12 protein-coding genes and 1 riboswitch are annotated in these 12,436 nt (G+C 75.6%); of the genes, 6 read left to right on the top strand and 6 right to left on the bottom strand.

The genetic code is table 11. The features are described from left to right. Window positions 1-23 precede the first annotated feature (23 nt). The 5 genes from J5Y05_RS26300 to thiO form a co-directional block, all read right to left on the bottom strand. Window positions 24-902, bottom strand: coding sequence for a deoxyribonuclease IV (locus J5Y05_RS26300; RefSeq protein ID WP_210875574.1), 879 nt, complete (start codon window positions 900-902; stop codon window positions 24-26). Between the two features lie 58 nt (window positions 903-960). Beyond that, a complete protein-coding gene (pknB, locus tag J5Y05_RS26295; protein WP_210875573.1) occupies window positions 961-2,895 on the bottom strand; it encodes a Stk1 family PASTA domain-containing Ser/Thr kinase in 1,935 nt (644 codons plus the stop codon). Between the two features lie 207 nt (window positions 2,896-3,102). After that, complete coding sequence (locus J5Y05_RS26290) at window positions 3,103-3,900, bottom strand: thiazole synthase (RefSeq protein WP_210875572.1); 798 nt, start codon at window positions 3,898-3,900, stop codon at window positions 3,103-3,105. Between the two features lie 2 nt (window positions 3,901-3,902). Beyond that, window positions 3,903-4,115, bottom strand: coding sequence for a sulfur carrier protein ThiS (gene thiS, locus J5Y05_RS26285; protein ID WP_210875571.1), 213 nt, complete (start codon window positions 4,113-4,115; stop codon window positions 3,903-3,905). Further along, the gene (thiO, locus tag J5Y05_RS26280; protein WP_210875570.1) at window positions 4,112-5,293 is read right to left on the bottom strand and encodes a glycine oxidase ThiO; all 1,182 of its coding nucleotides are present in this window, start codon (window positions 5,291-5,293) and stop codon (window positions 4,112-4,114) included. Before thiO ends, thiS begins: the two co-directional genes overlap by 4 nt. Beyond that, a riboswitch (TPP riboswitch) is annotated at window positions 5,291-5,402 on the bottom strand. (Overlaps the previous gene by 3 nt.) Window positions 5,403-5,453: 51 nt before the next feature. On the opposite strand from thiO, the gene J5Y05_RS26275 reads away from it, so the two are divergent. The 6 genes from J5Y05_RS26275 to J5Y05_RS26250 all read left to right on the top strand — a co-directional run bounded on the left by J5Y05_RS26275 (window position 5,454) and on the right by J5Y05_RS26250 (window position 10,581). Next, window positions 5,454-5,840: an avidin-fold protein gene (locus J5Y05_RS26275; protein ID WP_372450527.1), complete on the top strand. Its 387-nt coding sequence runs from the start codon at window positions 5,454-5,456 to the stop codon at window positions 5,838-5,840. A 109-nt stretch (window positions 5,841-5,949) separates the two neighbouring features. Beyond that, window positions 5,950-7,191 (top strand): NAD(P)/FAD-dependent oxidoreductase, encoded by a 1,242-nt coding sequence (locus J5Y05_RS26270; RefSeq protein WP_307854098.1) that lies wholly within the window; start codon window positions 5,950-5,952, stop codon window positions 7,189-7,191. Between the two features lie 80 nt (window positions 7,192-7,271). Continuing rightward, window positions 7,272-7,637, top strand: coding sequence for an Rv2175c family DNA-binding protein (locus J5Y05_RS26265; RefSeq protein ID WP_210875569.1), 366 nt, complete (start codon window positions 7,272-7,274; stop codon window positions 7,635-7,637). A 139-nt stretch (window positions 7,638-7,776) separates the two neighbouring features. Beyond that, a complete protein-coding gene (gene thiE / locus J5Y05_RS26260; RefSeq protein ID WP_210875568.1) occupies window positions 7,777-8,430 on the top strand; it encodes a thiamine phosphate synthase in 654 nt (217 codons plus the stop codon). 175 nt (window positions 8,431-8,605) lie between these two features. Continuing rightward, entirely contained in the window at window positions 8,606-9,529 is a 924-nt protein-coding gene (metF, locus tag J5Y05_RS26255) for a methylenetetrahydrofolate reductase [NAD(P)H] (protein ID WP_210875567.1), read from the top strand. A 56-nt stretch (window positions 9,530-9,585) separates the two neighbouring features. Beyond that, on the top strand, window positions 9,586-10,581 hold the full coding sequence (locus J5Y05_RS26250) for an SCO2102 family sporulation regulator (RefSeq protein ID WP_210875566.1): 996 nt from the start codon (window positions 9,586-9,588) through the stop codon (window positions 10,579-10,581). A gap of 27 nt (window positions 10,582-10,608) precedes the next feature. On the opposite strand, the gene J5Y05_RS26245 is transcribed toward J5Y05_RS26250, so the two are convergent. Beyond that, window positions 10,609-12,099: a phytoene desaturase family protein gene (locus J5Y05_RS26245; protein ID WP_210875565.1), complete on the bottom strand. Its 1,491-nt coding sequence runs from the start codon at window positions 12,097-12,099 to the stop codon at window positions 10,609-10,611. Between the last annotated feature and the right edge of the window lie 337 nt (window positions 12,100-12,436).

The following is a 12,436-nucleotide window of genomic DNA, read 5'->3' as shown; positions in this document are numbered from 1 at the left end:
GGGCCGGGGGAGGCTCGGGCCGGTCAGCCGTCGCGGAGCTTCTTCAGCCGCTCCACGTCCGCCGCGTGCCCCTGCGGGCCGCCCGGCGTCTCGATGACCAGGGGCACGCCCTCGGTCGCCGGATGGGTCATCAGCGCCCGGAACGGCTCCTCGCCGATGTGCCCGGCGCCGATGTTCTCGTGCCGGTCCTTGCGGGCGCCCGAGACGTCCTTGGAGTCGTTGGCGTGGACCAGCCGCAGCCGGCCCTCGCCCACCGTCTCCACCAACTGGTCGAGGGTGCGGTGCATCCCGTCGGGGCCGGCCAGGTCGTGCCCCGCCGCGAAGATGTGGCAGGTGTCCAGGCAGACGCCCAGCCTGGGATGGGCGTCCAGCGCCTCGAAGTACGGGCCGAAGTCCCAGGTCCGCGAGCACAGCGACGCGCCCTGCCCGGCGGTCGACTCCAGCAGCAGGTACGGATCGTCGTCGTGGGTCAGCTCGTCCAGCAGCGGCAGCAGCCGCTCGCGCACCTGGCGCAGGGCCACCTCCCGCTCCCGGCCGCCGGTCGCGCTGCCGGTGTGCACGACCACGCCGAGCGCCCCGATGGCCCGCCCGCGCCGCAGCGAGTGCCGAAGCGACTCCACCGACCGCTCCACCGTCGCCTCGGTGTGCGAACCGAAGTTGATCAGGTACGGGGCGTGCACGTAGGCCGGGATCGACGCCTCGGCGCAGGCGGCGCGGAACGCCTCGTCCTGCGCCGGGTCGCCGGCCGGCGTGGCCCAGCCGCGCGGATTGGCGACGAAGACCTGCACGGCCTCCGCCTTCAGCTCGCGGGCGGCGGACACGCCGGTGGAGTGCAGGCCGCCGGCGACGGGGACGTGGGCGCCGACGGGATTGCGGGAGGGGGCGGACCCGAGACTGTTCACGCCTCAAGGGTGTCATGCCCCCGGCGCGGGACGCCGGGGACCGGGGGACCAGGGGGGATCAGCGGATGCGGAGGGTGATCGTCGACCCCTTCGGGGCGGTGTCGCCGCCCGGCACGGACTGCTCCTTCACCGTGTCGCCGAAGAGCCCGAACAGACCGCGGTCCTCCTTCACCCCGAAACCGGCCTTCTCCAGCGTCCGCCGGGCGTCCGACACGTTCTCGCCGACCACGTCCGGCACCTCCACCATCTCCGGGCCCTTGGACACCGTCAGCGTCACCGTGTCGCCCTCGGCGGCCCGGCTGCCGGGGTCCGGCGTCTGCCGGGCGACCTGGCCCTTGTCGTGCGCGGAGGTGACCTGCTCGGGGGCGACCTCGACGGTGAGACCGGCCTCGGTCAGCTCCGCCCGCGCGTCCTCCAGGTCCTCGCCGGTGACGTCGGGCACCTCGACGGGGCGGCCCTTGCTGAGCACCAGGGCGACGGCGGTGCCGCCGCGCACCTCGGTGCCCGCGGCCGGGCTGGTGGAGACCACGAAGCCCCGGGGCACGTCGTCGCTGAACTCCTGGGTCGCCATCCCCGGCTCCAGCCCCTCGTCCTGGAGCAGCGCGCGGGCCCGGTCCTCCCGGTAGCCCGCCACGTCCGGCAGCTTCACCGTCCGGGGCCCGTCGGAGAGCGTGAACGACACCGCGTCGTTCTTGCGGATACGGGCGCCCGCCGCGGGATCGGTGCTGATGACGGCGCCCCGCTCGACCGTGTCGCTGTGGGCGTGCCGGACCGTGCCGACCCCGAGGCCGGCCTGCTCCAGCCGCTCCCGGGCCTGCGCCTCCGTCTTGGACAGCAGCGGCGGCACCTTGGTGAACTGGCCCGAGTTGATGTACCAGACGCCCGTGCCGAGGCCGAGCACGAGCAGTACGGCCGCGACGATCGCCAGCGGCCCGCGCGGCAGCCCCGCCGGTCCGCGCCGCGGCGGCACCGGCGGGACGGCCAGCCGGCTGGTGCGGTGCACCCCGTCCGCCGGGTGGGCGTCCTCGTCCTCGTTCACCGGCAGCGGGCGGGGCACGGCCAGGGACCGGGGGATCACGCTGGTGCGGTCCTCGGCGTTGTCGTGCTCCGCGCTCAGCGCCTGCGGCGGCACCGCGTCCAGTTGCTCCGCGCTCAGCGCCGCGTGCGCCTCGCGGGTCCGCGCCAGCAGCGCCACCGCGTCGGAGGGGCGGATCGCCGGCGTGCGCGCGGTGGCCTCGGCGACCAGCTCGTCCAGCGCGTACGGCAGCCCCGGCACGACGGCGGAGGGCGGCGGAACGTCCTCGTGCAGGTGCTTGTAGAACACCTGGGCGGCGGAGTCGCCCTCGTGCGGCTTGCCGCCGGTCAGCATCTCGTAGAGGACGACCCCGCACGCGTACACGTCGACCCGGGGGTCGGCGGTGCCGTGCTCGATCTGCTCGGGCGCCAGGTAGGAGACGGTGCCGAGGACGGCGCCGGTGGTGCTGGTCACCGTGTTCACGGCCCGGACCAGCCCGAAGTCGGCGACCTTGACCCGGCCGTCGTCCCCTATCAGCACGTTCTCCGGCTTCATGTCCCGGTGCACGAACCCGGCCCGGTGCGCGGCGCCGAGCGCGGCCAGCACCGGCTCCAGGATGCCGAACGCCGCCCGGGGCTGGAGCGCCCCGCGCTCGCGCAGCACGTCGCGCAGGGTGCAGCCGGAGACGTACTCCATCGCCAGGTAGACGTAGGCCCCCTGGGCGCCCTGGTCGAAGACCTGGACGACGTTGGGGTGGTCGAGCCGGGCCGCCGACTTGGCCTCGCGGATGAAGCGCTCGACGAAGGTCGCGTCGGTGGCGAGGCCCGGGTGCATCACCTTCAGCGCGAGCACGCGGTCGAGGCGGGTGTCCACGGCCCGGTAGACCGTGGCCATCCCGCCGACCGCGATCCGCGCCTCGACGCGGTACCGGCCGTCGAGCACCTGCCCGACCAGAGGGTCCTGAAGGGTCGTGTCCACGCAGGTGAGTGTACGAGCCGAAACGGACACCCGACGGCCCCGCCCACGACCGGAACCCCCCTGAAGCCCACCTGTGACACACCTGCCCACCCACCACCGCCCGCCGCCGACGGCGCCCGGCCCCGACGTGAGACCTTCACCTCTTGACCGACGGTGAACAGGTGGTGCGCGGGTGGGAGACCCCCGCGCGGTACGGGCGACGCCGGGCTACCGGAAAGCGGGCCGCTCGGGGTCCAACGACGCGAGGCCCCCCGCAGGGGACGACGCCTCGGCGAACCACCGCCGCGGAATCCGCCCCGCCCGCCACGCCAGCCGCCCCGCCTCCACCGCCGCCCGCATCGCGGACGCCATCAGCACCGGCTCCCGCGCCCGCGTCACCGCCGAGGCGAGCATCACCCCCGCGCACCCCAGCTCCATCGCCAGCGCCGCGTCCGACGCCGTACCGGCGCCCGCGTCCAGGATCACCGGCACCCCGGCCCGCTCCACGATCAGCTCGAAGTTGTGCGGGTTGCGGATGCCGAGCCCAGAGCCGATCGGCGAGCCCAGCGGCATGACCGCCGCGCAGCCCACCTCCTCCAGCCGCCGCGCCAGCACCGGGTCGTCGTTGGTGTACGGCAGCACCGTGAAGCCGTCGTCGACCAGGGTCTCGGCCGCCTCCAGCAGCTCGACCGGGTCCGGCAGCAGGGTCCGTTCGTCGGCGATGACCTCCAGCTTGACCAGATCCGTGCCGAGCGCCTCCCGGGCCAGGCGCGCGGTGAGCACCGCCTCCCCGGCCGTGTAGCAGCCGGCCGTGTTCGGCAGCACCCGGATGCCCAGCCGCTCCAGCACCGACAGCACCGAGCCGTGCACCGACGGGTCCACCCGGCGCATCGCCACCGTGGTCAGCTCGGTGCCGGACGCGGTCAGCGAGCGTTCCAGCACGTCCAGGCTGGGGGCGCCGCCGGTGCCCATGATCAGCCGGGACGTGAAGGCCGTACCGCCGAGGACGAAGGGGTCGTCGGCCATGATCAGCCTCCCTGCACGGCGGTGAGGACCTCGACCCGGTCACCCTCGGCGAGCGCGGTGGCGGACCACCGGGCGCGCGGGACGACGGTCTCGTTGACGGCGGCGGCCACACCCGAGGGCGCCGCGGTGAGGGTGCCCACCAGCGTGTCCAGGGCGGTGCCGGGAGCCACCTCGCGCGGCTCCCCGTTGACGCGGATCGTGACGTCGGTGCTCATACGGGCTGCTCCGTGGGTGCGGGGACGGCGTCGAAACGCCGGGGGGTGAAGGGACGGGCGACGGCGGGCGGCTCCCCGCCGGTGAGGATCTCGGCCATCACGTCGCCGGTGACCGGGGTCAGCAGGACGCCGTTGCGGTGGTGCCCGGTGGCCAGCAGCAGCCCCGGCAGCGCGGTGGCGCCGAGCAGCGGGGCGTTGTCGGGGGAGCCGGGGCGCAGGCCCGCCAGGGTCTCCGTCAGCGGCAGCTCCGTGATGCCCGGCACCAGCTCGTGGGCGTCGCGCAGCAGCTCGTAGACCCCGCCCGCGGTGACCGTCGTGTCCCAGCCCAGCTCCTCGCTGGTGGCGCCGACGACCAGCTCGCCGTTCTCCCGGGGCACCAGGTAGAGGGGGTTGCCGCGGACCACCGCGCGCACCGTGCGCCCGAGCAGCGGCGCGTGCGCCCGCGGCATCGTCAGCCGCAGCACCTGGCCCTTGACCGGCCGCACCGGGGGGCGGACCTCCTCGGGGACGCCCGCGAGCCGGCCGCTGAGACTGCCCGCGGCCAGCACCACCTGCCCGGCCGCCGCCTCCGTACCGTCCGCCGTGACGACGCCCGTGGCCCGCTCCCCGGCGACGGTGAGCCGGACGGCCTCGTCCCGGTGGAAGACCACGCCCGCCCGTTCGCAGGCGACGACCAGCGCGCGGGCCAGCCGCCGGGGGTCGATCTGGTGGTCGCCGTCGACCCGCAGCCCCCCGCGCACGCCGGGCGCGAGCATCGGCTCCAGGCGCCGGCACTCCCGCCCCGGCAGCCACGTGGACTCCAGTCCGCACCGCTCCTGGAACGCGTGCAGCTCCCGCAGGTGGGCGCGGTCGTCGGCGTCCAGCGCGACGGCCAGGGTGCCGCAGCGGCGGTAGCCGAGACCGTGCCCGGTGGCCTCGGACAGCTCGGCGGCGAAGGCCGGATACCGTTCGGCCGAGGCGAGGTCGAGGGCGAGCAGCGTCCGCTCGCCGTAGTGCAGTTCGGTGACGGGGGCGAGCATCCCGGCGGCCACCCGGGCGGCCCCGCCGCCCGGCGCGGGGTCCACGACGGCGGTGGCGAGCCCGCGCAGCGCGGCCCGCCAGGCCGTGACCAGGCCGATGATCCCGCCCCCGACGACGAGGACGTCCGAGGTGCGCGAGGACGACGGTGGAGACGACATGGGCGTCCAGCCCCTCCCTTCGCCGGCATGATCCGGATCAGGTTCGTACGGTCGGAGGCCGCCAGCCTCCCTCTCAGCCCGGTGCGTCCGGGCTCCCGCGTGTGCCTTACGTCGGCCACCCTAGCCCGATGCCGTCCGTCCCAGTAAGGGAGCCTTCCCCGTGAACCGTCCCCCCGCGCCCGGCCCCGGCGGCCCCGCCGCACCGCCCCTGCCCTCCCTGGACGGCCGCGTCCTCGCCCCCGTCGCCGACCAGCCGGCGGGCCAGGTCGGCACCCGCACCCGGTTCGCCTACCACGAGCGGGACGGCGTCGTGTGGGCCGAGTACGCGGGCGGCGACGTCCTCCACGGCCGGCTGATCGGCACCCGCGACGGCGACCGGCTCGACTTCCGGTACGTGCAGCTCCGCACCGACCGGACCACCGCCTGCGGCCACTGCCTCGCCACCGTCGTCGAGCTGCCCGACGGGCGCCTGCGCCTGGAGGAGGAATGGGAGTGGGAGTCGGGCCCCGGCCGCGGCACCAGCGCCGTCGAGGAGGTCCGGGAGTGACCGCGGCGGCGCCCGGGTCCGCCTCCACCGCCTCGCGCCCGGGTCCGCCCCGCGCGCCGACGGCACGTCAGGTGCGGGTGGTGACAGGCCGGGTGTCTATGGTGAACGGGTGAGCGAGCAGACACGGGAACCGGGACAGGGCACGGGAGCCGGCGTGGTCGTCGTCGGCGCGGGCATGGCGGGCGTGCAGACCGCCGTCGCGCTGCGCGAGGAGGGCTACCGGGGCACCGTCACCCTCGTCGGCGCCGAGACCCACCGGCCCTACGACCGCCCCCCGCTCTCCAAGGCCGTGCTGCTCGGCACCGCCGAGGGCTCCGCCTTCGACGTCGACTTCGACTCGCTCGGCGTCACCCTGCGGCTCGGCTGCGAGGCGCTCGGCCTGCGCCCCGGCGACCACGTCCTGGACACCTCCGAGGGGCCCGTCCCCTACGACGCCCTCGTCCTCGCCACCGGCGCCGAACCGCTGCGGCTGCCCGGCGCCGGGGACGTGCCCGGCGTCCACCTGCTGCGCACCCTCGACGACGCCGCCCGGCTCCGCCCCGTCCTGGAGCGGCAGCACGACGTCGTCGTGGTCGGCGCCGGCTGGATCGGCGCCGAGTTCGCCACCGCCGCCCGCGAGGCGGGGTGCGAGGTGACCGTCGTGGAGGCCGCCGACCGGCCGCTCGCGGGCACGCTGCCCGCCGAGGTCACCGCCCCCATGGCCGCCTGGTACGCCGACAGCGGCGCCGTCCTGCGCACCCGCGCGCGAGTGGAGCGCGTCGAGCCCGGCACCGTCGTCCTGGACGACGGCACCCGCCTCCCGGCCGGCGCGGTCCTCGTCGGCGTCGGCGCCCGGCCCGCCACCGACTGGCTCGCCGGCTCCGGCATCGCCCTCGGCGCGCACGGCGAGGTCCCGGCCGACGACCACCTGCGCACCACCGCCCCGGACGTCCACGCGGTCGGCGACTGCGCCTCCTTCCCCTCCCGGCGCTACGGCGAGCGGCTGCTCGTGCACCACTGGGACAACGCCCTCCAGGGCCCCCGCACGGTCGCCGCGAACATCGTCGCCGCCGGCGCGGGGGAGGCCCCGGCGGTCTACGACCCGGTGCCGTACTTCTGGTCCGAGCAGTTCGGGCGCTTCGTCCAGTACGCGGGCCACCACCCGGCCGCCGACACCCTGCTGTGGCGCGGCGACCCCGCCGGGCCCGCCTGGTCGGTCTGCTGGCTGCGCGAGGACCGGCTCGTCGCCCTGCTCGCGGTGGGCCGCCCCCGGGACCTGGCCCAGGGCCGCCGCCTGATCGAGGCGGGCACGCCGATGGACCCGGTCCTGCTCGCCGACCCGGCACGGCCGCTGAAGTCCGCGACCGCCTGACCCGGCGGCCGGTCCGCCCCGGCCCCCGGGACGGGCCTGTCCGGTTTCCGGCTGTCGGTGGCGGATGGCAGTCTGGAGGGGTGACCGAGATTGACGCGAAGATTGATGCTCTCGTACCCGACTGGCTCACCGTCCCCGACATCGCCGAACGGTTCGGTGTCGAGGTGACCCGGGTGCGGCAGTTGATCAAGGAAGGCCAGCTCATCGCCGTACGCCGCGGCGAGAACCGCGCGCTGCACGTCCCGGCGGCCTTCATCGACGGCGACAAGGTCGTCAAGGGCCTCACCGGCACGCTGACCCTGCTGCGGGACGACGGCTTCACGGCCGAGGAAATGGTGGAGTGGCTCTTCACCCCGGACCCCAGCCTGCCCGGCACCCCGGCCCAGGCCCTCGCCGAGAACCGCGGGACGGAGGTGAAGCGCCGCGCCCAGGCGCTCGCCGTCTGACCCGTACCGCACACCGTCCGACGCGCGGCCCGCGGCCCGGCGGGGGCACCTCCCCCGCCGGTGCGCGGGCCGTCGCGCGGGCCCGCACCCGCCGCGCCCCGCGCCGGCCCGTACGACACCCACCTTGGGGGGACCCCGCATGCCCGACAGCTCCGCACGCGCCCGGCTGGCCGACGCCCGCCTCTACCTGTGCACCGACGCCCGGACGGCCCAGGGCGACCTGCCCGCGTTCCTGGACGCGGTGCTGGCCGGCGGCGTCGACATCGTGCAGTTGCGCGACAAGGGCATGGAGGCCGCCGAGGAACTGGAGCACCTGGAGGTCTTCGCCGAGGCGTGCGCCCGGCACGGCAAGCTCCTCGCGGTCAACGACCGGGCCGACGTCGCCCACGCGGCCCGCGCCGACGTGCTCCACCTCGGGCAGGGCGACCTCCCGGTGCCCGCCGCCCGGGAGATCCTCGGCGACGGCGTCCTCGTCGGCCGCTCCACGCACTCCGCCGCCGAGGCCGAGGCCGCCGCCGCGCAGGAGGGCGTGGACTACTTCTGCACGGGCCCGTGCTGGCCCACCCCGACCAAGCCCGGCCGCCCCGCCCCCGGACTGGACCTCGTGCGCCACACCGCCGCCCTCGGCACCGGGCGCCCCTGGTTCGCCATCGGCGGCATCGACCTCACCACCCTCGACCAGGTGCTGGAGGCGGGAGCCCGCCGGGCCGTCGTCGTCCGGGCGATCACCGGGGCGGACGATCCGGGCGCCGCGGCGGCCGAGTTCGCCCGGCGGCTGCGCGAGGCCCCCTGAGCGGTGCCCCGGTCCGGAGCGGGCGGGCCCGCGGCGTCCGGGACCCGGGGTGCCCGGGGGGCCACCGGGACTCCCGGGGGCGGCGAAGTGTCCACAAGGTGGACGACAAATCGACAATGCGGACAAAATCCCCTGTCCGGTTGGGGGACCGCCGCCCCGTGACTAACCTGCCCGTATGGCCCTCGGAACCGCATCGACCAGGACGGATCGCGCCCGCACCGTGCGCGAGATCCTGGCCGCCGGCAAGACCACGTACTCGTTCGAGTTCTCCGCGCCGAAGACCCCCAAGGGCGAGAAGAACCTGTGGAGCGCGCTGCGCAGAGTCGAGGCGGTGGCCCCGGACTTCGTCTCCGTCACCTACGGCGCCGGCGGCTCCACCCGGGCGGGCACCGTCAAGGAGACCGAGCAGATCGTCTCCGACACCACGCTGACCCCGGTCGCCCACCTCACCGCCGTCGACCACTCCGTCGCCGAACTGCGCAACATCATCGGACAGTACGCCGACGCCGGCATCCGCAACATGCTCGCCGTGCGCGGCGACCCGCCGGGCGACCCGATGGGCGAGTGGGTGGCGCACCCCCAGGGCCTGGCGTACGCCGCCGACCTGGTCCGGCTCATCAAGGAGTCGGGTGACTTCTGCGTCGGCGTGGCCGCCTTCCCGGAGAGGCACCCGCGCTCCGCCGACTGGGAGAGCGACGTCCGGCACTTCGTCGACAAGTGCCGGGCCGGCGCCGACTACGCCATCACACAGATGTTCTTCCGCCCCGAGTCGTACCTGCGGCTGCGCGAGCGGGTCGCGGCGGCCGGCTGCGACACGCCGGTCATTCCGGAGATCATGCCGGTGACCAGTGTGAAGATGCTGGAGAGGTTGCCCAAACTCAGTAACGCATCCTTCCCGCAGGTGCTGAAAGAGCGCATCCTCGCATCACGCGACGATCCGGCGGCGGTACGCTCCATTGGCATCGAATTCGCCACGGAGTTCTGCGCACAACTGCTGGCCGAGGGTGTTCCCGGACTGCACTTCATCACGCTCAACAACTCCACGGCTACGCTGGAAATCTACGAGAACCTGGGCCTGCACCGTCCACCACGGGCCTAGACCGGCCGCACGCCTGTGCGACACACTGCGAAGCGGCCACTGGGAGAGGGGCGTACATGGGCTGGACGGTCCTCTACATGGCATTCGGCGTCGTCGCGCTGTGGCTGCTCGGCGAAGTGCTGTTGCAGTACAAGGCGCGTCTGCGCTGGCGGCTGCTGGCCTTCGGCGGCTTCCTCGGCGTCGTCCTCGGGGTGCTGATCCCGTCGGTCGTCGTGATCGGGCTGGGCGCCGCCGCGTTCGCGGTCGGCCAGACCTACGTCACCCTGTCCTTCCGCCGCGGCTTCGCCTCCGGCTGGGCGGTCTCCTCCCCGGCGGGCCTCGCCGCGGTCAAGCGCGGCCGGCCCGAACGGGGCCGCCAGGAACCGACGCTGGAGGTCTCCGGCCTCGAAGCCGCCGGGGACGGCGGTGACCGTGACGACGCCTACGGCCGTGACGACGCCTACGGCGACCGCGCACCCGGCCGCGACCAGGGCGCCTACGGACACGACGACGACCGCGACGACGTGTTCACCCCGAACCGCCCCGGCGCCCCCGCCGAGGCGGAGACGACCGCCGTCTACGAACCGCAGCCCATGCCCGACGACACCAACGCCTACGGCATCTACGGCGATTCCGCGGGGTACGGCCAGGAGCGGCAGGCCCCGGCCGCCGCCCAGGGCTCCGACCAGTCCTACGCCTACGACTACTCCGGCTACCAGCAGCAGGGTTACGGCTACGACACCGGCCAGCAGCAGTACGCCGCCTACTCCGACCCGTACATCGGCACCCACACCTACGGCGGGACCCCCTCGTACGACACCGGCGGCTACGACACCACCGGCGCCGGCCAGTACGGGCAGCAGGAGCAGCAGGGGTACCCGCAGGACCCGTACGCCGCCGGCGGTTACGGCGGCGAGACCCCGGCCGGCGGGGTCTGGGTCCCGCAGCAGCGCAGCACCGACGAGCCCTACGGCGGCGAACTCCCGCCGGAGCAGCAGGCGTACCCCTACCAGGGCAACGGCCAGGCGCAGAACAGCCCGCAGGGCTACGACGAGCAGCAGTACCGCTTCTGATCGGTCCGGGGCCGGGCGGGCCGCCGCTCACTGCGAGCCGCGGAACTCCGGCCCCTCCACGACCAGTCCGGCGACCAGCGCGCCCGACATCCCCGCGTGCGGCAGCCCGCCGCCCGGGTGCGACCACCCGCCGACCGTGAACAGCCCCCTCGTCCGGGTGGTGTTGGCCGGACGCAGCAGCCGTCCCCCGGCGGCGGCCAGCGCGGGCGCCGGGACCGCCCCGCCCGCCGCGCCGGTCGCCGCCGCGACCGCGGCCGGGGCGCGCACCTCGTGCCACAGCAGCCGCTCCCGCAGCCCCGGCACCGCCCGCCCCGCCACGTCGATCAGGGACTCGGCGTGCCCGCCCGCCTCCGCGCCGGCCGGCACCACCGCGCTCAGCGTGACCGCCTCGAACCCCGGGCCGGGGACCAGCTCCGGATCGTCCGGACGCAGCACCGTCACGGTCGGCGCCGCGCACGGCCCGCTCCCGCCGCCGAACAGGGCGTCCAGCTCGGCCGCGCGGTCCGGGGCGTGCACCACCGTGCGGTGCGCGGTGCCCTCGGGCCGGGCGCCGCGCAGCGCCAGGTGGACCGTGAGCCGGCTCGGCGCCGCGGACCGGGCCGGGACCTCGTCCTCGCCGCGCCGGACCGCCTCGCCGGCGATCCGCTCCAGCACGCCGGTCGGCACCCCGGCGATCACGAAGTCGGCCTCGGCGGTCGTGCCGTCCGCCGTCTCGATCCCCGTCACCCGGCCGTCGGCCGTCAGCACGCGGGTGACCTCGCTGTCGAAGCGGAACTCCACCCGGCGGGCCAGGCAGCGCTCGTGGACGGCGCGGGCCAGCTCGCGCAGGCCGCCGCGCACGTACCAGAGGCCGAAGGCGTACTCCATGTACGCGAGGACGGCCGCGTTGGCCGGGGCGGTGCGGGGGTCCAGCCCGTGGGCGAGGGCGTGGCCCTCCAGCAGCGCGGCGAGCCGCTCGTCGCGCAGTTCCCAGGCGCCGACCTCGGCGAGGGTGGTGGCCCGGCGGGTGCGCAGCAGCCGCTTGTGGGGGACGGCCGGGTAGGGCTCGCGCTCGGCCAGCACCCGCCAGTTCGGCCACAGCGGCTCCTCCAGCAGCGGGCGCCGGGTGCGGTCCCACGCCTCCCGGGCCCGTACCAGGAAGTCCCCCCAGCGCTGTCCGGCGGGGGCGCCGAGCGCCTCGTCCAGCGCCTCGACGACACCGGCCCGCGAGGCGTTGGGGAGCACGGCCCGGGTGCCGTCGGCGAAGAGGTGCGCGGACGACGGGTCGACCTGGACCAGTGCGACGCGGTCCTCCAGCGGCTCCTTGCCGGTCTTGACGAACAGATCGCGCCAGACCGCGGGCAGCGGCAGCAGGCCCGGCCCGGTGTCGAAGGCGAACCCGTCGCGTTCGAGGCGGCCCACCGCGCCGCCGTAGCTCCCGCCCCGCTCGTACACCGCCACCCGGTGGCCCGCGACGGCCAGCCGGGCGGCAGCCGCCATCGCGCCCATCCCGGCGCCGATCACCGCAATCCGTGCCATGACCGGGACTTTATCCGCCGCCCCGGCCGCGCCCGGCCCGGGGGCGAGGGTCCCGGGCCGCATCGCGCACGCCTGAGTACGGGTACTCAGCCGCGGAGATGAGTACCCGCGCGGATGGGCCGCGACCTGCGGGAACGAGAGAGTGGAGGCACGGAGAGTGGGCCGGGTCCCGGCACCGGCGGCACGGGGCGCCGGAACGGGACCGGGCCCGCGATCCGCTCCTTCCGCCGGCCGCTGCCGGCGGGAGCGAGGCACGGGGGAACCCCGGGGGGCGACCGGAAACGGGGGTTCCGACGGGGGGACGTACGGGGAACGTACGGGAGCGTGCGTGACATGT

Origin of the sequence: Streptomyces tagetis (assembly GCF_018069565.1) — a bacterium.
GTDB classification, from domain to species: Bacteria; Actinomycetota; Actinomycetes; order Streptomycetales; family Streptomycetaceae; genus Streptomyces; species Streptomyces tagetis.
This window is presented reverse-complemented; position numbering and strand designations above follow the sequence as displayed.